At 41.8% G+C, this 21,860-nt stretch carries 16 protein-coding genes, 1 tRNA gene and 1 pseudogene; 7 read left to right on the top strand and 11 right to left on the bottom strand.

The annotated features are described in order from the left end of the window. Positions 1-15: 15 nt before the first annotated feature. The 3 genes from QT327_RS18685 to QT327_RS18675 form a co-directional block, all read right to left on the bottom strand. Positions 16-969, bottom strand: coding sequence for a metallophosphoesterase family protein (locus QT327_RS18685; protein ID WP_149105467.1), 954 nt, complete (start codon positions 967-969; stop codon positions 16-18). 397 nt (positions 970-1,366) lie between these two features. Beyond that, positions 1,367-2,632, bottom strand: coding sequence for a hypothetical protein (locus tag QT327_RS18680; protein WP_149105466.1), 1,266 nt, complete (start codon positions 2,630-2,632; stop codon positions 1,367-1,369). 99 nt (positions 2,633-2,731) lie between these two features. Next, on the bottom strand, positions 2,732-3,802 hold the full coding sequence (locus QT327_RS18675; protein WP_289553675.1) for an SDR family oxidoreductase: 1,071 nt from the start codon (positions 3,800-3,802) through the stop codon (positions 2,732-2,734). Positions 3,803-3,886: 84 nt separating this feature from the next. Between QT327_RS18675 and QT327_RS18670 the strand changes: the two genes are divergently transcribed. After that, positions 3,887-4,690, top strand: coding sequence for an AraC family ligand binding domain-containing protein (locus QT327_RS18670; RefSeq protein ID WP_210421305.1), 804 nt, complete (start codon positions 3,887-3,889; stop codon positions 4,688-4,690). Between the two features lie 313 nt (positions 4,691-5,003). Here the strand turns inward: QT327_RS18670 and QT327_RS18665 are convergent, their stop codons facing one another. The 4 genes from QT327_RS18665 to QT327_RS18650 all read right to left on the bottom strand — a co-directional run bounded on the left by QT327_RS18665 (position 5,004) and on the right by QT327_RS18650 (position 10,774). Then, entirely contained in the window at positions 5,004-5,636 is a 633-nt protein-coding gene (locus tag QT327_RS18665) for a hypothetical protein (RefSeq protein ID WP_130857064.1), read from the bottom strand. Between the two features lie 97 nt (positions 5,637-5,733). Continuing rightward, positions 5,734-6,918, bottom strand: a complete 1,185-nt coding sequence (locus tag QT327_RS18660; RefSeq protein WP_130857062.1) for a PepSY-associated TM helix domain-containing protein — start codon at positions 6,916-6,918, stop codon at positions 5,734-5,736. After that, complete coding sequence (locus QT327_RS18655; protein ID WP_149105463.1) at positions 6,918-9,311, bottom strand: TonB-dependent receptor; 2,394 nt, start codon at positions 9,309-9,311, stop codon at positions 6,918-6,920. The genes QT327_RS18660 and QT327_RS18655 overlap by 1 nt, the downstream gene beginning before the upstream one ends. 266 nt (positions 9,312-9,577) lie before the next feature. Then, positions 9,578-10,774: an acyltransferase family protein gene (locus QT327_RS18650; protein WP_289553673.1), complete on the bottom strand. Its 1,197-nt coding sequence runs from the start codon at positions 10,772-10,774 to the stop codon at positions 9,578-9,580. Positions 10,775-10,823: 49 nt separating this feature from the next. On the opposite strand from QT327_RS18650, the gene QT327_RS18645 reads away from it, so the two are divergent. After that, on the top strand, positions 10,824-11,138 hold the full coding sequence (locus tag QT327_RS18645) for a hypothetical protein (RefSeq protein ID WP_289553672.1): 315 nt from the start codon (positions 10,824-10,826) through the stop codon (positions 11,136-11,138). A 16-nt stretch (positions 11,139-11,154) separates the two neighbouring features. On the opposite strand, the gene QT327_RS18640 is transcribed toward QT327_RS18645, so the two are convergent. Next, positions 11,155-11,231, bottom strand: a tRNA-Asn gene (locus QT327_RS18640). Between the two features lie 121 nt (positions 11,232-11,352). Here QT327_RS18640 and xerD point away from each other — a divergent pair. The 4 genes and pseudogenes from xerD to QT327_RS18620 all read left to right on the top strand — a co-directional run bounded on the left by xerD (position 11,353) and on the right by QT327_RS18620 (position 16,529). After that, positions 11,353-12,250, top strand: a pseudogene (gene xerD / locus QT327_RS18635) (site-specific tyrosine recombinase XerD). 543 nt (positions 12,251-12,793) lie between these two features. Continuing rightward, positions 12,794-15,112 (top strand): TonB-dependent receptor, encoded by a 2,319-nt coding sequence (locus tag QT327_RS18630; protein WP_149105401.1) that lies wholly within the window; start codon positions 12,794-12,796, stop codon positions 15,110-15,112. A gap of 25 nt (positions 15,113-15,137) precedes the next feature. After that, positions 15,138-15,719 carry a hypothetical protein gene (locus tag QT327_RS18625; protein ID WP_130857053.1) on the top strand — a complete coding sequence of 194 codons (582 nt, stop codon included), beginning with the start codon at positions 15,138-15,140 and terminating at the stop codon, positions 15,717-15,719. A gap of 114 nt (positions 15,720-15,833) precedes the next feature. Continuing rightward, complete coding sequence (locus tag QT327_RS18620) at positions 15,834-16,529, top strand: hypothetical protein (protein WP_130857051.1); 696 nt, start codon at positions 15,834-15,836, stop codon at positions 16,527-16,529. A 67-nt stretch (positions 16,530-16,596) separates the two neighbouring features. Here the strand turns inward: QT327_RS18620 and QT327_RS18615 are convergent, their stop codons facing one another. Beyond that, entirely contained in the window at positions 16,597-18,903 is a 2,307-nt protein-coding gene (locus QT327_RS18615; protein WP_246860264.1) for a TonB-dependent receptor, read from the bottom strand. Positions 18,904-19,568: 665 nt separating this feature from the next. On the opposite strand from QT327_RS18615, the gene QT327_RS18610 reads away from it, so the two are divergent. Then, positions 19,569-20,216, top strand: a complete 648-nt coding sequence (locus QT327_RS18610) for an ankyrin repeat domain-containing protein (protein WP_013665817.1) — start codon at positions 19,569-19,571, stop codon at positions 20,214-20,216. Between the two features lie 31 nt (positions 20,217-20,247). Here the strand turns inward: QT327_RS18610 and QT327_RS18605 are convergent, their stop codons facing one another. Beyond that, positions 20,248-20,469 carry a PspC domain-containing protein gene (locus tag QT327_RS18605; protein ID WP_013665816.1) on the bottom strand — a complete coding sequence of 74 codons (222 nt, stop codon included), beginning with the start codon at positions 20,467-20,469 and terminating at the stop codon, positions 20,248-20,250. Beyond that, a complete protein-coding gene (locus QT327_RS18600) occupies positions 20,466-21,761 on the bottom strand; it encodes a DUF2851 family protein (RefSeq protein ID WP_130857048.1) in 1,296 nt (431 codons plus the stop codon). Before QT327_RS18600 ends, QT327_RS18605 begins: the two co-directional genes overlap by 4 nt. Positions 21,762-21,860 lie beyond the last annotated feature (99 nt).

The raw sequence follows: 21,860 nt of genomic DNA, 5'->3' as shown, positions 1-21,860 counted from the left end.
TTTAGGGACGCCAATTTATACCTTCCAGCCGTAAGGAACGTACACATTATCAAAAGTACCATCTTCGTATAAATCGACTATGGCATATCCGTTTTTTGTAGCGTAGCGATCACCTTTCCACCAATTACCACTTACCGCGCCATTACTAATATAGGTAACACCTTGGTACTTTACTTCATCATTAAGGTGAATATGTCCACTTAAAGCTAATTTAACCTGTGGATGCTTGGTGAATAAGGTTACGACGCGCTCTGCATCATTTAAAATAGCGCCGCCCCCCAGCTGATACCCTGTATCTATTTTACCTAAATGACCAACAACCAAAGGCGCTGCTGATAAGATAGGTGCGTGCGATAAGATCACCGTATGTTTATCTTTATTCGCCTCGAGGTCTCGCCCTAGCCATTCAAACTGCTCATCATCTAGCTGGCAAGCATACCATTGCCCGTCCGTTGCCCTAACTTGTATACTATCCAATACGACAAAATGCCATCCAGCTTGATCGAAACTACGATAGGGCCTTTCTAGATGCATCATTTCTAAAGCATAATTCTTACCATAAAGTGGATCTTTTTTTTCAGCGGCCCCCCAGCAGTCGTGGTTCCCAATACAGTATGCGATAGGTAAACTGTTTTCATCTTTCATTAACTGGTGCCAAAGATTCCACTGTGTAACAACCCGATCTTTCGGCTGCTTTAGGGCGTCCATAATACAATCGCCCGTATTAACGATTAAAGTAGGCTTATCTGCTTGCGACTGCACGTGGTGTAAACAGCTAGCCAGACCTTTAGGCGCATCTAATTCGGGTTGCATGTGAACATCTGTTAAATGTGCAAAACGCAAAGAACGCTTGGCTATTTTTCCATTACTCAAATGGGTACTTGGTGTTTCGGCAAAAACAGATTTGCCCAAGACTAAACTGGACAGTGTGCCAATTCCCAAACTCTTTAATAATGATCTACGGTTCATTGTTGTTTTTTTATCAGCAAAAGTAAAACCGACAATATTAGCTTAGTGTTAAGAAATGGTTGTCTTTAACGCACTGTATAATCATCTGTATTGTATAAATTCCCGACAAACAGTACGCTAAAAAGATGTAAGGGCCCCGCATTTGAGTATACGACGCCCTTGCTATTTTTAATCCAACTGACTATATAACGAAATGATTAGCGAAAACGCGACAAGAACATGTGTTTTAGCCAACCGATTTAGGTCTATGGAATTTCCAATCCCTGCGCTAGCCTGCCGAATTTCATATAGTGGTGGTGCATAACTTAGTATGTTGATTTCATCATATTCGGCCGAGCATTTTTCCCCTAATAGGATATCGATCATGAAATATTAAATACGATGCGACATAACAGATTTATATTCTTTCGTAGTATTTTAGATCAGTAATTTTTCCGGTACTTATATCCCATTGGTATTCAATCAACGTTTGATAACCGCAGGCCTGTACCTGCCAAATATAATGGTTTGCTGTGGGCCTTACCCGGTGTAAATACCCCATCATAGCCTTCAATGAAAGCGCTTTATAATCAGGGCGTCCACCCCAACTTAATTGCCCTGCGATTGAATTAGCAAGCTGAGTTGTAATGGTTTCGACGGAAAAGACAGTTGGATTCAGGAAAGAAATACTTTGTAAAAAAGTGTCACCAAGCTCTTCTCCCGATATTTTAAGCCTGTATTCAGTTGGTAACACGCCTGTTGCCGGAAATCTAGACAATAGCGTTTTTCTCACTTGTGTATACTGATCAAGGTGTTCCAAAAAGAACTGTTGTTTTTTTACCGCCAAGGTCTGCAGTATCTCGGTATGAGATGCGCGAAGGTACGCTGTATCAGCCAATATACTCCAACCTATTTTCTGAAGACCTTGACTTAGCGAATCGACTGTTGTTTTCGGGTTTCCCGATATAGCCAAATTGGATAAATCAGGACTGCTATCTGAAAGTGTAGCAAATCGCACATTATCTACGTCTTGTGTGGTGAGATTAAAATCAACGGCAATGCAATAATGGCGAGTGATCATAAAAAGCTGCCATTTATCCCGCAAAACCGGTAGCCCGTATATTAAAGGCCCAATTTGTGAATCGAGCATCAAATCATCATAAATGTTAGACGAAGTTTCTACAATGACCGGTAGCATCGTATTCGCGATTAATCCCATAATTGCCTCAGCAGTAAAAGATTGAAAAGTTAATAATCGGGCGTAATCGGCCTCCTTCCAAAGAATAGTAAGTGATGAGTCTACTATTGGAGTAAGGCGTAAGGCTTTTTCCAAATCTATAGGCGGAGGCGTTAACTTTTCAAAGCTCTGTCTACGAACGCTCTCATAAGCAAACCGATTTTCATCCAAATATTTACTTATCTCGCGAAAAAAAACACTCTTTTGCAATAATGTATTTCTTTCCTCCATGCTAGCATTAGAAACACTATCGGCTTGCTCAACGAAAGTTATCAACTCCTTCTCTAATCGATGCATAAAAGATACCGTTTTATCTTGCAAGGCGTAAGGTTCAGTAGAAACAAGCTGTCCATAAACAAAACCCGGGGTGGCGGTAAAAAAAAGAAAGATTATTTTCCGGAAACGCATAATGCCGGATAAAGTAAACAAGATAAATTGCGTTTTCATCGATTGCTGCTTTATTAATAAAAAACTCTTTGAGCTTGGAAAGATCAATATTAGATCATTGAATTCAAATAGCGTTTTTCAGGTATCTTTTAGTTGTCACTATGAATAAGTCGGTATAACCCCTTGGGCTCTAAATTCATCGAAAAGTTTGAAAAACATCTTTTCAGTATCTACATATTCATGAAAGCCAGATCTCCTTGATTTGCTACTATCCGCAAAAAAATCATAATCCCAGGAAAAAACAAAGTCTCCGAAAGCCCAGTTTGACAATTGATCATACTTGAGTCGAGGCAAATTATAGTTACTTTGCATCTTTTCCCAAAGACTTCCTTTATCACGCATAACCGTCTGCAGCGGAAGATGTAACGGACTTCCTACCGGCATTTCAAAGTATTGCGCTATTTTAGGCCATAAATCCTTCCATCGGAAAAGATCACCATTAGCAATGTTAAAGGCTTGATTTGCATTAGCGGGCTCCGTTGCGGCCCAAACAGTTGCCTTTGCCAGCAATCCCGCATCGGTCATTTCCATCAAGGAATGATAAGCTCCCGGCTTACCGGGAAATCGAAGAGGCAGTTTTAATTCCTTTGAAATAGATGCATAGATGGCAATGAGCAAGGCTAAGTTCATTGGGTTACCTAAACTTGCACCTCCAACCACTGATGGACGGATTGCGGACCAGGTCCAATTTTTGCCCCGCTGCCTTTCTTCAAGAAAGTACTGTTGGCTCAGATTAAATTCAGGTGGCATAAACCCGGCGTCTTCCTCTTTGGCAGGCGTTTTAAAAGGCCCCAAATGAGCTCCGTATACCTTATAACCCTGCATCAAACTAACATGCTGTAAATTGGTCGCCACTGGCTCAACCGCATCCATGAGATTAATAAGCATATCCAGATTCGGTTGTACAAGCGCTTCCCAGCTTGGTCTGTCTTGATATGCCGCATAAAAAATATGAGTAACCAAATTGCAATTTCGCAGTTTTTCTTCCGTATCTTCACGATCCAGCAAATCGATCGCCAAGTTTTTTAATCGACCACCACCTTCTCCACCTTTACGGGAAAGACCAATCACGTTCCATGCGCCATTATCCAATAAAAATTCGATAAGCTTTTTTCCTATTACGCCACTGGCGCCTACGACCAAGGCCGTACCTTTCAATTTTGTTTCCATATGAAATTCTTTGATTCCACAAAGTTCAAGAGATCGATTCACTATTATTGGTATATTTCTACGATTTTATTGTACCTTTCCGATATGAAGCGTTATGTACAGTATCAATCCTTTGTTATCGAAGAATTTGAAGCGAATACTTGGAAGCATGCTCTGCACAAGCACAATCATTATGAATTAATTTATATTAAACAGGGCGACGGCTTGCACTTTATACAAAACAAGAGTACCCTGTATTGCCGTGGAAGTCTATTTCTATTAGGTCCGGAGGATGATCACTATTTCGATATCCGTAATACTACTCGATTTATTTACGTAAAGTTCACAGATCTCCACTTATATCGAGGAGTTCAGGCTGATCATTTGTATCTGCAAAAACTGGAGTATTTAATTAAAAGTAGAGAAACCCATTTATCTGTTTTTTTACTTCGCGAAGAAGGACAGCTGCTCATCCAAAACGTTTTCAACACCTTCTCTTTAATTCAGCATCAAGTAACGGTATACGAAGAAGTCATTAGGTTACAGCTGTTTTCCATTGCCGTCATTTTACAACGTAATATGCCCGAGTTGCGCGTAACGGCAAACAGAAGTCAGGATATGCAAGCTCTTTTCTGTTATATCCATAAACATATATATTGTCCCGCTAAACTCCAGGCAGTCGAAATAGCCCACCATTTTAACAGGACACCCGATTATATTGGCCCGTATTTTAAGCGTCATGTAGGAATTACCTTGCGAGATTATATACGGCAATACCGGAATCAGCTGATTAAGAAACGAATCGAGAGCGGCAGTTATCGACTAAAGGAAATTGCAGCAGAATTTGGGCTGGTGGATGAAAGTCATGTTTTAAAGCTTTTACGAAGTGAAAACGAGGGACTGGTTTAAGCTTAGGATTGAGGCAAATTCTATCAACAAAAAAAGCCTTAGTAATCTAAGGTTTTTTAATTCGGGTCAATGAATGGACTGATTTCGAACCAAGTTATTGAAGAATTGATTGAAATTGATGACCTTGCAAAGGTCCCCATATCGGTGTAACGTAACTTTGAAGGGCTTCACTTTTCAAAGGCATCGTTTTTAGTTGACCTTAATTCCACCTTTCCTTTACTTTTTTGATATGATCAGATAGTCTAAGAGAGAATTTCTCTTCGTTGAACTTTTCACAATCTTCTAATCTGGTCACCAGCTTAACACTCTGGTTTCAGATTTGGATTAATTCCGAAATCTTTGGTTTAAGAATCCTTGCGTTATTAGGCGTAAAATGAACCGTTTTGTTTCTTAAACTAAATAAATTGACTATTTCATTTACATGAATTTTTCCATTATTCAGATCGTCTTTGAAAACATAAATAGTGCGTTCCATCACTTTCGCTATGGATATCCTTGAATAACTGAATTCATCTATCACGTCGGTATGCCTTAAGAACAGAAGATGTCTGTTAATCAACGTTTCAATAAAGAATCCGAAATTGTTCAAATGTCCCAGTATTTCTATCGAATCGATCCGATGGTTCAGCCCGAATTTGTAGCTATGTGTACTGGCTTCGATCTGAGATAGTTTCCAGGCAATCGACATTGACCGTAAAGTCTCATCGGTCAATGCGTCAGGAATAGTGGACTGTAAAATTCCAACAGCATTATCGGGCAGATCCATCGCCTCCACTATTTCCCTGTCGGCTTTGGATGGTTCGATCTTCTCCAGTTTTTCTGCAAATAGGATCGAAGCCAATTGATACGATAAGGCCGTATGGATATAACGAAAAGACTCCTGAAGAAAGAAGGTGGCACCAAGTTCAAGCTTGGAATAGGTATCTATATCGTGCTTTTTTGTCATTTTTAAACTCGTTCCGATCCCCAAATATAAGTAGTACCGGCAAGAAATATACAAAAGTTGCACCATTCAGACCAATTCAATCATATCGAGGGAAAGATTACACAGGCTTGCCTATCACGCGTTTGCTCTTCCTTCCCCACTTGCGGTTATACCAGATGATAAAACCTGTAACGGGTAATGAAGCCCCGATCAGGGAAGCAAGCGAGGCCATTATTTTGGTGATCAGGCCGCCGATATTGCCTACATGCAGTTCAAAATTCATTTGATAAATCTTTTCACCGGGAGAAAGCCGCTCAAAGTCGGGAGTTTGTTTGACCTTGGCCAAGGTATACTGGTCATAGCTGTATCGTCCGCCGTTATACCACACCCCGGCTCGCAGCTGTTTAAAGACAGTATAGGTATCCTGCGCATTCTTCGGATACAAGATCGTTACCCGCTCGTATCCCTTATTCACATATCGCTGCCACAGGCTGTCGTCTGCGTGCGCCATGGGTTTTAAATCCTTTCTCGGTAGCGAATGTCCAGGTTGAAATCTTTCCAATCGGGGTTTTCCTCCCGTCAAAAGCCAATGATAGCCTCGTTCAAACCAGTCGAAGGTGTAGTAAATCCCCGTAATGGTAAGAATGAGAGCCACTAAAAAAGCATAAAAGCCCAGCACGTTGTGCAGATCTATATTGAGCCGTTTCCATTTTGCGTTCCACTTGATTTTAAAGCTTTTCGCCCGCGTGGATTTATTCCATTTATTCGGGTACCACCAAATCAGTCCGGTAATCAATGTGATACCGAAGATAATGCATGAGGCACCTACGATCGGACTCCCTATCTTCGGATTGAGCCATAGAAAACGGTGTCCCGCCCGTAGAAAGATCATGAATTTCTGGGTTCCGCTCATCTCGCCTCCATCATCATGCAATACCTTTGCATTATAAGGATCCAGAAAGATGTTTTTATAAACCTTATCTGTCAGATTGCCATAGGTCAATACCGCGGCTTTTCCCGGCTTCTCATAAACAACCGATAAAAGGCTGAGTGCGGAATCCCGATTTGAAAGAAGATAGCGGTCTGCCTGTTCCCGCAAGATAGAAGGGGCCAGGAAAGCCCCCCCTGTACGTACCGCCACCCGGCCTTCTGTTTCCGTGAAACCGGTGATTTCATCACGGAATACCCAGACTGCTGCCGTTAGACAAACGATAAAGACCACTAGGCCCGAGGCCAAGCCCAACCATAAATGCAGCCACTCGTTTATTCGCCTGAAAAGTGATTTGGCTTTCTTTGGACCCATCAGAAACGAAGCGTTAAGTTTACAGCGAAATTCCGGGGGGCCTGTGGAGCTGTCCAAGCATCCCAGTAACGCTCGTTACCGATGTTATTCAACTTAAAGCCCAATCGCCATTTCGGCTGGTCATAAAAGGCCGTTGCATTCAATACCGTATAAGAGGGTACGGAAAACACATTATCGGCAAAGCCGAAGCTCTTATCCACATAGTTACCGCCAAAGCCCAACCCAAGGCCTTTCAATGCGTGCTGAAAGGTATACGAAACCCATAAATTCGCCACATTCTCCGGTGCATTGATCGCTTTATTCCCTTCGATCGTCGGGTCGGAAGCACGGACAATACGGTTATCATTATATACATAACCCGCCAGCAGGTGCATTCCGGGCACTGGGTTCGCGAGAAGCTCAAATTCCGCCCCTTTGCTCACCTGCTTTCCATCCTGAACGGTAAAACCATCTGTATTTATCCTCGTCGCATTATCAATCACAATACGATAATAGCTCAAAGTTAAGCTCACCTTTTTCGCCGCTGTTTCCAGCTTCACCCCTGCTTCCGACTGATTGGCGTTAACGGGATCAAGAACTAATAGTGTTCCGTCCGGTTGATTGGATGGAGCCAGATTCTGAAAACCGCTCATGTAATTCGCAAAGGCCGAAAGGCGATCTTTCCACACCTGATAAATCAAGCCCAATTTAGGAGCTAGCGCGGTTTGCTTATACCCCGGTGTCGTAGCAATCTCTTTTCGCTCGAAACGGTCCACGCGCAAACTTAACATAGCCGAGAAACGATCTGTGAAATTTATTACATCGGTAGCATAAGCGCTTATGGTCTGTTGACTTGCCTGCGGGAAAATGGTTTCAACAAGCCGTGCATCCACCATTCTTTTGCTTACGTCCGTAACCGGACCGTAAACACCTACTGTGTCTATGTTACCTGTGTTTGCGTTATTAAACCCACCTTTGGTATAGCGGTAGTTCACGCCTATCAATAAATTATGTTTTAGGAATCCTGTATAAAATTGGCCATTGACGTTTTCCTGCACATTTAAGTAATTATTGTAAATGGGACCATATACCAACACCGAACGTATTACACTGTCGGGAGCTGTCCAGGTCTGATAAAATTGATAACTGTGATCCACCTCTTCACCCACAAATGAGAACAGGGTAGAAGAAGTCCAGTTTTTCGAAATTTTATATTTCGCTTCCGTGAAAAACTTTGTAACTGTCGTTTTTGCATCCCCGTCATCTTTAAACAGTACACGGTTATAAGCCAATGGAATCTGTTCCGCACTTGTAATACCCGAAGCCCGATCAAAACGATTGTATACCATCCGTGTATTGTTGGTATGAAAGTATTCTGCGTCCAGCAGAAAAGTCAGGCGTTCATTCACCCGGAATGATAAGCTTGGCGCGATCAGAAATGTATTGTTAAACCCATAATTCAGGAAGCTTTTCTGTCTGTTAACGGCCGTGTTTAAACGGAATAGCACTGATTTATCATCCGTCAACGGTCTGTTCACATCTACCGTCAGGCGATTCAGATTATAACTTCCGGTTGTATATGAAACCTCGGTATGTGCAGTTTCAAAAGGTTTTTTGGTGACCAGGTTCACCACACCACCGAAAGACGAGACAGCCGAACCGAACAACGTTCCCGAGGGTCCCTTCAATACCTCTATACGCTCTATATTAGCGATATCGAGCGACGAACGCCCACTCACGGTCTCCATGCCGTTTCGGGCATTCACTCCGGTACTGAAACCACGGATCATCATGCCGAAGCCGCCCGAAGCATACACCTGCGGCACGCTGCCCGGCGCGTTGCGCACAACCTCTCCGATATCCACCGCAACCTGTTCTTTCATCAGTTCTTTTGATACCACGCTGTACACCTGTGGGTTTTCCAGGTTGCTTAGTGGCATCCGCGCCACGTAATCGGTACTTTTGTCCAATATTTTTTCTTCGCCCGCGCCGGTAACGATAACTTCCTGCAAGGTCTGCGCGTCCTCCGATAAAATTATCTGTAGCTCCACGGTGCCGTCGATCGGAACCAGAACTTCCTGCTGCTTCGGTCGAAGGCCCACAAAAGTGGCAATAACCGTTTGTCTTCCCGCCTTCACCCCTTCCATGGTAAAATTCCCGTCACGATCCGATCTGGTGCTGTGTCCACCACTAACACTGATGGTTACCGCTATTGCGGGCAGTCCGTCTCTGGTTACAACGGTCCCTTTTATGGTGCCCATCGGCTGCTTCGACGGATAGTCGTTATCGGATGTCTGCCCCAGGGCGGGTATTACACCAAAAGGACTTAAAAATAAAACGGCTGCCGTTAACGGTAAAAATAGAGCGGCACAAAATTTTTGTAGATTTTTGAGGCAGGTTGATCCCGTTTCCATACATTTGTTAAGTTAATTAATAAGACAATTGTTGATTAATTCAACCCGGCGGAAAATTTGGCGATAGACTGCCGGGTTCTCTTTATAGCATGCAGCAAGTTAAGTTTTCCTGAAGCCCATAATTTTGTATTAAGCGGATTGATCCGCACAAAAGTAATACTATTTAGAATTAATACAAATAAAATTAATCAACACTTAAAAAACGAGCTTAACGGAAAACTATCAAGAGATTCACGGATAGGCCCAATCGAAACGCGTAATGTATTTTACCAGTATCTCGCAATAAGGGGGACTCTTTTCAGTAAATAGCTTGCTCCCACACTGCAACACACCGAGCCCATAAACACCAATATAAACTTGATCCATACATTCAGCTCAATTTCCAATAGTAGGAACTGGATCCAGTTTACGAAAACATAATGGGTAAGATAGACCAGGAACGCGTATTTGGACAGGAAAGACATGGCACTGTTATGCTTTGTTGCAAAACGGCGAAATACGGTCACAAATGCCAGAATACTGGCGGTGCAGGAGCAGAGATACAGCGTAAAATAGATCATCCAGGCGGGCAATTCCCGAATAGATCCGTTGCGGACCAATGATGTCAGGCAGGGTGATACGAGCGTTAATACAACAAATGAAACTACGCAGGCTATGGTCCAAAGCCGCCACCTTTTTACCAATATCGAGTCTTTTGCCAATATGGTCCTTTCAAAATTACCCGAACCCAGTGCGACTCCCATCAGGAAATATCCTAGGTATAGCAACGGTCTGCAGTACTGAAAGTCGAACGGACCCAACCCCTTCCAAGTACCTGCACCGACAGAATATGCTATCGGAACGTAGAGTAGCCAGGAAATACCTAAGAGGATCAGAAAAACCAAAAAGGGTTTGCCGCCCATCCTTTCTAAATATTCACCGGAAAGAAACCTGCATCGTTTGAACCATGGGAAGACAAATAGGAAAATAATGTTAAACGCAAAGAGCATCCAGATAAACCACGTCGGACCAGCCGGCCAACCCTGATGGGTAAAGAAATCTTTGATATATTTAGCGGGATCTGTGTCACCGGTGGCTAGATAATAGGAAGGGAAATAGGCAATCAACATCAGCAATGTGCCGAAGGATATAAACGGCAAAAAAAGCCGGAGCGTTCTATCGCTGATGAATTTACCCCTGCTTTTTCTTTTCAGACTCCCGGGCAGGAATAAACCACCAATGAGGAACATCAGTGACATAAAGAAGATATCATTGAAATTTATGAAAATATCTAAGCCGATATTGTTATGCAGATCAACAATGGGGCTTGTGGACTCAATGTACCTTTCCCTACTAAACCACCCGAATGTAGCGTAGGCTATGGCGGAATGGTGTGCTACTACCAGTAACGTAAGTGTTGACCGAAGGTAGTCAATCCAATAGCTTCTTTCAGGCGTTGGGCTTAGGGACGTAGTGACAAGCATAGGTTCAAGTTATAATGTTTTTAATCTATTAGTAATAGTTTGTGAGTATATGACGAACAGCAAAGGTGAAAGGTTGCATCAGGTCCACATTGATGCCAAAATGCTGAGATTTGAACTGAAACTGCTGGTTCCGAATCACAAGATAACCGAATTGTTCAGGATGGTAATTTTGGATACTTACGCCACTGATACCGCAGAAAACAAGGAACGAAAAACGGTTTTAGCCAAAGAACTGACTGAAGAAAGCAACAAATTGGTGAGAGCGAGAGAATTACTCCTAATGGGAGATATCGACGGTAGGGACTTCAAAGAAATAAAATCAGTGTGTGGAAAGCAAAAAAAAATGGGCAAAAAGATTTTTTGAATTCTTTGGCCTGTGAGGGTGGAATATGGGGCTCGAACCCACGACCTCCTGAACCAACAATCAGGCGCTCTAACCAACTGAGCTAAAACCACCGTTTTTAGTGAGGCAAAGATATATAATAAACCAACACAGCGCAAATATTTTTATCATTTTTTGTGCTTTTGTTTTTCTTAACTTAGCCCGAAATCGTTCTATTGAATAGAGGAAAAACAAAATGGATTGGGAATCAGCAATTAAGGATTTTAAGCAATATCTAAGGTTAGAGCGTTCACTCGCAAAAAATTCGATAGAAGCTTATTTGCATGATGTAGAGAAGTTACGCCAGCACGCACTTTATAGTCATAAAAAGGATCCCAATGCGATCCTCACGCAAGATATTCGTGATTTCCTGGAATGGATTTATTCGCTTGGAATGTCTGCACACTCGCAGGCACGGGTCTTATCCGGCATCAAAACCTTTTATCATTATTTAACGTTGGAAGGAGCTATGGAGCACAACCCAGCAGCCTTAATAGAAGCACCGCGCTTGGGCAGGAAACTGCCCGATACATTGAGTATTGTGGAAATTGATGCGCTTATAGGTGCTATCGACCTTTCGACACCGGAAGGGCTACGCAATAAGGCGATGTTAGAGGTGCTCTACAGCTGCGGATTACGGGTTAGCGAGCTTGTCAATTTAAAGATTTCTAATCTGTTCTTGGAGATTGAGTTTATTCGCGTAACCGGAAAAGGCAACAAAGAACGGCTCATCCCCATTGGACATTCAGCTATCAAACATTTACAGATTTATCTGCAACATACAAGGAAAGAGGGGCCGCAAAAACCAGGAATGGAAGATTATGTGTTTTTGAACAGAAGAGGCTCTCCCCTTTCCCGTGTAATGGTGTTCCTTATTATCAAAGAATTGGCGATAAAAGTTGGCTTGAAAAAAAACCATCAGCCCACATACCTTCCGTCATTCTTTCGCAACACATCTCATAGAGGGTGGAGCTGATTTACGTGCTGTACAGGATATGCTTGGACATGAAAGCATCAGTACTACGGAAATTTACACCCATTTAGATCGGGACTACCTTCGCTCGGTAATGATCGAATTTCACCCTCGTGCCTAGATAATGTTATTCGAACTTGCAATATAGCTGCATTTATGCTACTTTTGCAGTAAATGGTAGAAGGATTGTCATTAAAAAGCATCTATAGGCTAATTGCGCTTTGCTTGCTTGTAACAATAGGTTACATACAAGGCGTGCAATTAATACATGCTTACCATCATAATGACAATACAAAGCAAACAAGCCATACCTCCTTTCAAGTTAAAAAGGAAATCAATTGTAAGATATGTGATTACCTACATGTCAAACAAGGCCAACAGTTGCCAGGTCAGCTTTTCACGTTAAGTGAAGTATATAGGAGCAAACCTATACTGATTCAACGTTTGGATCTAGCTATACCATTTGAGATTCCCCTATCCAGCTATTTCAATAAAGGGCCACCATTGGCCTAATCAGCTCTTCTCTTAGCAAAAGCAAAGCCATTATAATGCTGATTTTTCCTGTAAAAAGAAGCAAATGCGTTTGTATAAGCTAAATGTATTGGAGCAATTCTTTGTCTCTTGCTTTTGATCACATCAAAACAAGCTAAAACCTTTCATATTCATGTTTATTAAAAAGCAGTTTACCTGGTTGCTTTTGCTTTTATGTAGTCATATAGGCTACGCGCAAAACAATGATTGCAATTTTATGATTAACGGACGTCTCATCGATTCGGACACACAATTACCACTTGCTGGCGCTACGGTTCGCATCATGCCGGCCAATAGAACTGTAAAGACCGATGGCCATGGCTTTTATAGGCTTTCTTCGCTTTGTGAAGGCACCTATACACTTAGCTTCGAAAGCTTAGGCTTTGAAAAGACAAGTAGGACGCTGAACATAACAAAGAATGAAACCCTTCATATCGCCTTAAAGCATGGTGACATAGTACTCCACGACGTCGAGGTTGTTGGGCACCAAAACAATCTGAAAACTACATCCGTCGTAAATTCGCTTACTCAGCAGCAGTTAAGGGAAAGCAAAGGCGGTGTGCTTGCGGAAGTGCTCAAGGAGATCCCAGGTGTGACTATGTTGCAAACCGGAGCTACGATAGCGAAACCCGTTATCCATGGGATGCACAGCAACCGCATCCTGATGCTTAATAACGGCATCAGGCAAGAGGGACAGCAATGGGGAAATGAGCATGCACCCGAAATAGATCCTTTCGTTGCCAAGAATATCCGCGTTATCAAGGGAGCCGAATCAGTTCGTTATGGTGCAGAGGCTATTGGAGGCGTTATCATTGTTGAGCCTCCGACCTTACCGATAAACCCGGAAATTCATGGAGAAATTGATGTGGTAGGACAAAGTAACGGTCGCGGTGGCATCACATCGGCTATGTTAAATGGTGGTCTAAAAAAAATACCGGGCTTTAGCTGGCGCGCACAGGGTAGTTTTAAGAGACTTGGTGACATCAAATCGGCTGATTATTATCTTAATAATACCGGTGTTAAAGAAATTAACTATTCAGCGTCTCTAGGATATAAGACAAGTTCGACACAGTTCGAGGCTTATTATAGTCATTTCGAGACAGAATTAGGTATTTTCAACGGTTCACATATAGGAAGCGTGGAAGATCTGCAATCGCGTATTGAAAATGGCAAACCGTTCATTACCTATCCTTTCTCGCACACCATAGAGGCTCCGCGGCAAGAGATTAAGCACGACCTACTGAAGCTAAAAGCCCACCGGGATTTCACAAACGGTGCCCAAATGGACATCCAATATGGATTGCAAAGGAACTTGCGTAAAGAGTACGACATTCGGCGAGGCGGACGCACGGGCATTCCGTCGCTCGATCTGGAACTTACTTCTCAGAATTTGGATATCACCTACGACCACCTAAAAGAAAACGGCTTACGAAGTATTATCGGTGTTAATCTGGCGATGCAAGTAAATAACAACATCCCGGGCACTTTCGCTACCCCCTTGATTCCGAATTATGATAGTTATAATGCAGGGCTATTTATAATAGAAAGGTGGGTAAAGCCAACGTACGAAATAGAAGCGGGCATACGCTATGATTACAAATATTTCGATGCGGCGGGTTATCGTCTAGACTCAATCTACTACGCCGGTACGCGAACCTTCCATAATTTTTCAGGCTCACTGGGAGCTACCTGGCATGTTCATAAGAGCTTAGATGTACAATCCAATATCGGCCTAGCCTGGCGGCCACCATCGGTAAGTGAACTGTTTAGCTATGGATTACATCATGGAACTGCAGCGGTTGAAATTGGCAACGATCAATTCAAGAGTGAACAGGGTTTAAAATGGATGAATGCCGTAAAATTTCAATTACCAGACTTTGATCTTGAATTAGACGCTTATGCCCATTATATAAAAAATTACATCTACTTACAGTCTACCGGCGAATTTTGGGAGAGCTTAAGAGGGGCTTTCCCTGTTTTTCACTACAAACAAACGAATGCCCTCTTTTGGGGGCTTGATTTAACTGGCAGCTATCAGTTGACCGAAAACTTCCGCTATACAATCAAGGGCTCGCTTGTCAGAGCAAAAGACACTCGTCGGAAGAACTATTTACCCTGGATACCTTCTGACCGAGTAGAAAATGCCCTGCGATGGACGAAATCCCGCCAAAAGCGACATCTCAATAATACATTTATACAAGTGCAACATCAATTTGTGACTCGGCAAAGTCGGTACGAACCAAATACGGATTTTGCACCGCCACCTCCTGCTTATGGTTTATTGAATGTAATGGGAGGCCTTGGCTTTCGCTTCAACCAACAGGATTTGAATTTTCAACTAGGTATAAACAATTTGCTCAATAAGGAATACAAAGAATACATGAACCGATTTCGGTACTACGCACATGATATGGGACGGAATGTCACCTTGAAGCTAAACTACATTTTTTAATTTTTAATTTTTAATCTCTACAAACATGTACATTTTACGTAACTATTTTATGATTGCTGCTGTAAGTTTAGCAGCGGTTTCTTTCAGTTCCTGTTCGAAAGACGATCCTGTTCCGGAAATAGACCAGGAAGAATATGACGGTACGATCTTAACATTTACCGAGGGCCATTATCATGATGATGAATTCCATGCCGAAGGCGACACCCTGCAGGTACGTTTTATAAGAGGTAGCGACCGGCCTTACCCGTCACATGTGCATCTACATGCCGGCGAGCAATACCAATTGGATATTGCCATGTTCAAAAATGGGCAAAATACAACGGCCGAATTCGGCGAAAATGAACATCAGTGGTTTTTCCTCGGAGCACCCGCTGACGTGCTCGACTATACCTACACTGATAACCGAGTAGGATTTAAAGGTGTTTTCACGGTTAACAAGGCATCAGAGGGCTTTGATTTGCAACTTGTGTTGCGACATGGCTTGGACAAGTCGCAGCCTGCCGCACAAAGCTGGAACAGTCCCAACTATCGTGAAGCGGGCGGATCGGACGATTTCAATAAAAGCTTTGAATTGCATCCGGTAGATGAAGGACACGACCATGAGTAAATAAACCGGTTGAACTAAAAAGATTGAAAACAAGATAGCCCTTTTTAAAGGGAGGGCTATTTTATGCACTCTATATTTCTTTTTTACTAATATTTTTAAATAAAAAAACAATTTATGAACAAATTAAGAAACTTATCGTATTTGCTTGTCGCCTTTGCACTTATTTTCAATGCCTGTAGTAAAGATGATGACCCCGTGATTCCGGAAGATCCCAACGCGATTGTATCCGCTCGTCTGGATTTCATTGAAGTTAGTGGACATGCTCATGGTGATCACTTTCATGATCTCGCAGAAATCACCGGGGAAAAAGATAGTGTTGCCATCGAGTTTGATCAGTTTGGTGTTGCCAAAAGTGGCCATATTCATTTAGACCCCCACAAAGTCTATCGTTTGCAACTTTATGCCTATAATCGCGAAGGCAAGGAAGTACAGGAGGAATTTCTTACAAGCAAAACAGTAGCCGACTTTTACAAAGCTTTTATAGTCGGTGGTAATTTCACCTTAAATCCGGAAACGGGTGAGGCCGAAAATGGGGCACTTTTTCAACCAAGGGAACAAACGTACGGTGACGGCACCAAAGTAAACGGTAAATACGAAACAACCGGTATTCTTGCCTATTTTACTTTGGGCGAAGCGAATGAAGGCGCAGATACCGATGTATCTTATGTACTGCGAAAACTCTCAGACAATACAACTAAAGGAAAGATTGAACGCATTGACTGGAATCATGACGATTATGCTAGCAGATTTGCCGGAGAGGATGTGTTAAAATTGACCTTTGAGCTTCATGCTGTGGGGCACGATCATTAATTGATTTTCATAGAAGGAGCTCGTATAAAGCTCTCGAGCTCCTTCTATCCATCTATCCATTTGATCGTTAATTACTATGTTTAAGCACAAAGGGCAGATACACGCCAAATGTAATATTTCTGCCCGGATTATAAACACCTAAGTTCAAATCACTTTGATCTAATCGCCCTGGTTTATACCTGCTTAAAGCATCATAATACTTCTTATTCAGCAAATTATTAGCCGATACATAAAATTTGATTGGCTGCTTTCCGGCAAAAAAGGTGGCTCCTACACTTGCATTTACCAAGGTATAACCTGCTGTAGGTGTCTCAAACTCTTCATCTACGCGATTCTGTGCAAAATAGTTAGCCATGCCAACCGAAAGAAAAGGTTCCTGCAAATGCTTAATCTCCGGTTCATATCGTAACTCATTTCGCAATACTCCAGCGGGAATAAATGGCAAGGGCCTGTTCATGCTTGTATTCTGCGCATGTGTATAGCCAAAAGTATTCTCAAAATGGATGAAATGAACGGGATGCAAGATCAGACTTGCTTCCGCTCCATACAAATTAGCATTGACCTGTCCATATTGATAAACAGGCAAATTATCAATGAATTCGCCATGGTGGGCAGCATAAATAAAGTCGTGTATATAATTATTGTATAGCGTGGCGCTGGCATTCACAAAATCCCCGTCGTAAGATAATTCTGCGTCTACCTGGTAGCTCCTCTCCGGTTGCAAATCCGGATTTCCAATTTCGTAACGGAAAGTGCCCTCATGTTCGCCATTTGATCCCAATTCGGCTGGATTAGGCGCTCTAAAAGCAGAACCCGCATTGGCTTTGAAATTGAGTCTCTCTGTAAATTGATGCGTAAAGCCGATGGCTCCGCTCACATTAGAAAATTGATTACTGAAACGTTGAAACAGCGATTCTCCATTTTGCTCTAACGGCTTTCCTATATTTTTACGGAAATCGTAACGAACGCCTACATTAAAAGTACTATTTTCCCAGTTCTTTTTAATATAGGCAAAGGTTCCTACGCCATACGTGTCATAAGCAGGGATTAAAAATTCCTCCCCTCGGTTTTCGCTATGTCCAATTTCCGTACTGAAGCCAAAAACCGGTTCCCAACCATTTTTCTGCCCAATATAATAGCGCGCATCACCGGTATAGGTGTCCAAATTAAAATAAAGGGAAGGGTCGGGCCCGTCCTCTAACTCCCGTCGTTGGTTTCGTTGAAAACCCAGATTCAGTTTTAAGTTACCTGTTCCGATGAGTAAGTTATTATTCAATGATATTTTGTAATGGCGAATATCTTGTTTAGGATACTGTAAAGTCCTGCTCTTAAAGTCGTCATGAAAGAAGCGGTTTCCTTCTTCGTCCACATAATTGCCTTCTGAATCGAACGCAGGCTCATAAAAACCTATATTATTCCGGAAACTCGAAAAGTTGAGGTGGGTATATCCCCACGACTTATTCAGGCCCAGCATACCACTGAAATCTGTCTCATTAAAACCGGAATTGGGAAAATAGCCCACAGGTGTTTTAAATGAATAAGCATTTTTATAAGTGCCTCTACCTCTCCAAACGAAACCGTTCTGATTACCCGTCAACATAACTGATGATCCGACAAGACCATTGTTTGTGGAGTAGTTTGTTAGAAATTCTCCACTTATTTCTCCTTCAGGAACAGGAATGGGCTCCAAAAGATTAATAACACCTCCTAAGGCATCTGAACCGTAAATCAAAGAGGCTGCCCCTTTTAATACTTCCACCCGATTTGCTTTGAATTGGTCAATCTCGATTCCGTGTTCATCGCCCCATTGCTGTCCTTCCTGTTTGATACCGTTGTCAATGGTCACTACGCGATTATAACTTAAACCCCTTATGACGGGTTTTGAAATCGAGGGGCCGGTGCTTACCTGCGATACACCCGGACTTTTGGCAATTGCATCGATAATGTTGCTCGATGGAAGCAGCAACTTATCTTTATTGAGGATGTTCACTGTTGTACTATTTCTTTTATTGCTACCGGAAGAAAGGGTACCGGTAACAACCACCTCCTGCGTTTCTATAAGTGTTGGCTTTAACTCAAATTGCCAATCGTTTTCTTTAGAAAGGTCAATAACACGCGTAAGCGTCTCATAGCCAATAAATCTAAGCTCTATTAAAAAACTACCCCTCGCCGGAACATTTCGTAAACTGAACATACCGGATTGATCAGTGAGCACAGAAATTCGTAAATCGGGAATCGTAATAGTCGCCCCCGACAAAGGCTGTTTGCTTGTCGCATCTATTACTTTTCCACCAACGGCTATTGTTTCCGTCGAATAACTTTTATAACTGCTGAGCATTAAACATGCAAACAGCATGGTGATGAACTTATACATAAAAATGGAATGCATGACAATAGTCATGATAATGAAAAAATTAACCTATAGAGAAAGTACTCTTTTATATTGCACCTGTTAAGTAAGCAAAGGAGGCCCTCTTGAGGTAATGTCCTGAATGGACTGTTGATGAGAAAAATGTATAAGACCGAATGACTGATAAGTCAACTTAGCAAAGAGTATGAATCTAAAACTAAATATCGGCACATCGTACTTTTGATTGATATGTAAGTTACATATCAAACAATAAGAAGAAAGACTCGCCGTGTGCTCCGTATGATGGTTAATCCTAAAAGTTGCGCTTTTTGGCTTTGGCGACAGCGATAAGTCGTGGTGATGATAGAAATCTAAAGGAACAACAGCTAGTACAAAGTACAAAAGCATGAACTTTGCAATGACTGAAAGCAGAATTCCTTTTCGATTAAACATATCGGAATGTAAGGTAAAAATCCGTGTAAGTCTTAAAAAGGGCCGGATACAAGTATCCGACCCTACATCTACCTATGAAAAACATGCCTTAAGCAAGGCAGTACAAAAATAACGCATTATATTTACATCACAAACAAAAACTTACGTTCTAGCGAAAATAATTTTAGCTTTTTGAAGTTTTGTAATAATGATTTTTATATTAGGTTTGCAAAATAGAATAATTTAAGGGGAACAAGATGAGCCTAACGCTATTAGAAGAATATATAGAATCAGGAAACGCTGCAGCTATAGATAATTTACTGCATACCAATCCGGCCCTATGTCAACAAAAAACCAGCCATGAGATATCGCCCCTCCTATTGGCCTGCTATTACAATAAAAGCCAGATTGTAAAAATTATCTTGCAGCATATTCAAGAAATCACGATCTGGGAAGCTGCTGCCGCCGGTTTAACGGAGGTGGTAAATGAGTTATTGGAGGAATCTCCCGGCTTGTTAGACGCATTTTCCGAACACGGTTTTACGGCTTTAGGTATGGCTACGCATTTCGGTAACATAGAAATTGTTCGTTATTTGCTCTTAAAGGGAGCTGACCCAAATCTAGCATCGCAAAACGGTTATCAAGTTTATCCGCTTCATGCTGCCATAAGTGCTAATTTTGATGACATTGCCAAAATGCTGGTGGAAGCCGGCGCAGAGGTAAATGTATTACAGGCAGCCAGAACTACACCATTGCATATTGCCGCTCAGAACGGAAATATTGAAATGCTCATCTTACTGCTGGAGAACGGTGCTTTGGTGGATATCAAAAACGACTTTGGAAAAACGGCAGCTGACCTAGCCGCTGATAAGGGTTATATAGAAATAGCGAAGATACTAAGCTAAGAAGAGGAAAAAGCGGAACGAAAACGGTCTTTTAAAAATCCCACAGCCGATGCCTCATGCGCTTAACAAAATTGCGCACATCCAGTACAACTCCTGCTAGAAAGTAAAAGATGATAGGAAATCCCACGGCTAAAAATGAAGAGTAAATAAAGAAAAGGCGAATTTTCGAGATAGAAACACCTAACTTCTCTCCCAGGTATGCACATACCCCAAAAGAGCGTTGTTCAAAAAAAACCATTATGCGCTGTATCATAACGTCCTGTTTTGTTTAAATACTTGTAACCCGATTCCACAATCCAAACATCTATATCGATCGCAGTATTTATGCTTCAATTGCAGCAAAGCTTGCGAAACCGCTGCGGTTTTAACTTGAAGCCCTAACTCTTCAAATTGGTTCATGACACGATTTCTTTCACCTGCAAGCTGCTCCAATAAACCAATTGCTCGGTAAAGATACGTCTCTTTTCCAACATATTTGCCATAGCCGACCAAAATTGTTACGACTGTGTTCACAATAATATTATCAACAGAATTCAATCCGAGGCTTGGATTATGCTTCTTGGTTATCTTATCGAAGATATAATGTTCGCACCAGTAATCGTGAATAGGCAACTCCTGAAAAAGACACCGAAACTGCTCAACACTTTTCAATGTAAGGATTTTTGAAAATAAGTGCTTCTCGCGAGCACACCATGCGGCAAATTGAGCTAAGCGAATCGTCGGAAAATTAGCAGGCCGCATACGGAGAAATTTCCATACAGAAACAGGAAGAGGAGTTAATGAATACTGACGTTGTAAATAGCTATAATTTTGTTTTAAAGCATTGGGATAAGGATCATTAAAATGGTCTTTTTCTAATAAACCGGCTTGACCAAATAAAAGTGCTTCAATCATTTTTGGCTGGTGCCGGTTTTTATTAATAAGCTTATAAGGAGTATTTTTTGCTAAAAGTTCAAAAGGCATTGCGTTCACTTTGAAACCAAAGTTCCGTGCCAATAAAACATAAGTTACTTCTTCCCAATCGTCTTTCTTCTCTATCAAAAGTTTACGCAGATCATCGGATTTTTCTTGCAAACGTTCGGTCAGCAATCGTTCCAGCCACTGTTCTATTATGAAAGAGTCAATGTTGGGCATATATTGCTGACAGGGGATCCAAGCTGTACTCTGCATGAGTGCGTTGTATTTGGCCAATAGTTCATTATTTATAATGGGTTTTAATTCCAAAGTCTCAGGAATGGTGCCATCCGGTAGCCTGATTTCTTTATCATGTTCGTATACAACGTGCAAAATAACATTATTATAAGCACCGTCCTGTTGGTGTTGATGCACATACCAATCAGACGATCTTCGATGCAACTCTATGGTGCCGGCCCATTCGGTTTTGTCGATAATCAATCGACTATGTTCGAAATCGGGTCCTGCATTTTTATTGAGTATTCCGGGAGATAGAACAATCAACGGCTTACCACTTTTTGTTGTTAGGTTAATGTGTTTATACAAACGATACTTCCAGATATAGTGAAGCACATCTTCTGAAAATTCCATCTTCAAAAATCATTTAGGTCTACTTAAAAATAGAGATTAAACTACCAGCAACAACAAAAAGACTGAAAATGAACAAAGTGAACAGATTTTAATACAGGG

This window comes from Olivibacter sp. 47 (assembly GCF_030372825.1).
Taxonomy (GTDB): Bacteria; Bacteroidota; Bacteroidia; order Sphingobacteriales; family Sphingobacteriaceae; genus Olivibacter; species Olivibacter oleidegradans.
Note: the sequence above shows the minus strand (reverse complement) of the source record. Positions and strands in the feature narration are given on the sequence as shown.

Bases quoted from the DNA above. Each gene is read 5' to 3' on its own strand.
- QT327_RS18685 (WP_149105467.1), bottom strand. From the start codon at position 969: ATGAACCGTAGATCATTATTAAAGAGTTTGGGAATTGGCACACTGTCC.
- QT327_RS18680 (WP_149105466.1), bottom strand. From the start codon at position 2,632: ATGAAAACGCAATTTATCTTGTTTACTTTATCCGGCATTATGCGTTTC.
- QT327_RS18675 (WP_289553675.1), bottom strand. From the start codon at position 3,802: ATGGAAACAAAATTGAAAGGTACGGCCTTGGTCGTAGGCGCCAGTGGC.
- QT327_RS18670 (WP_210421305.1), top strand. From the start codon at position 3,887: ATGAAGCGTTATGTACAGTATCAATCCTTTGTTATCGAAGAATTTGAA.
- QT327_RS18665 (WP_130857064.1), bottom strand. From the start codon at position 5,636: ATGACAAAAAAGCACGATATAGATACCTATTCCAAGCTTGAACTTGGT.
- QT327_RS18660 (WP_130857062.1), bottom strand. From the start codon at position 6,918: ATGGGTCCAAAGAAAGCCAAATCACTTTTCAGGCGAATAAACGAGTGG.
- QT327_RS18655 (WP_149105463.1), bottom strand. From the start codon at position 9,311: ATGGAAACGGGATCAACCTGCCTCAAAAATCTACAAAAATTTTGTGCC.
- QT327_RS18650 (WP_289553673.1), bottom strand. From the start codon at position 10,774: ATGCTTGTCACTACGTCCCTAAGCCCAACGCCTGAAAGAAGCTATTGG.
- QT327_RS18645 (WP_289553672.1), top strand. From the start codon at position 10,824: ATGACGAACAGCAAAGGTGAAAGGTTGCATCAGGTCCACATTGATGCC.
- QT327_RS18630 (WP_149105401.1), top strand. From the start codon at position 12,794: ATGTTTATTAAAAAGCAGTTTACCTGGTTGCTTTTGCTTTTATGTAGT.
- QT327_RS18625 (WP_130857053.1), top strand. From the start codon at position 15,138: ATGTACATTTTACGTAACTATTTTATGATTGCTGCTGTAAGTTTAGCA.
- QT327_RS18620 (WP_130857051.1), top strand. From the start codon at position 15,834: ATGAACAAATTAAGAAACTTATCGTATTTGCTTGTCGCCTTTGCACTT.
- QT327_RS18615 (WP_246860264.1), bottom strand. From the start codon at position 18,903: ATGTATAAGTTCATCACCATGCTGTTTGCATGTTTAATGCTCAGCAGT.
- QT327_RS18610 (WP_013665817.1), top strand. From the start codon at position 19,569: ATGAGCCTAACGCTATTAGAAGAATATATAGAATCAGGAAACGCTGCA.
- QT327_RS18605 (WP_013665816.1), bottom strand. From the start codon at position 20,469: ATGATACAGCGCATAATGGTTTTTTTTGAACAACGCTCTTTTGGGGTA.
- QT327_RS18600 (WP_130857048.1), bottom strand. From the start codon at position 21,761: ATGGAATTTTCAGAAGATGTGCTTCACTATATCTGGAAGTATCGTTTG.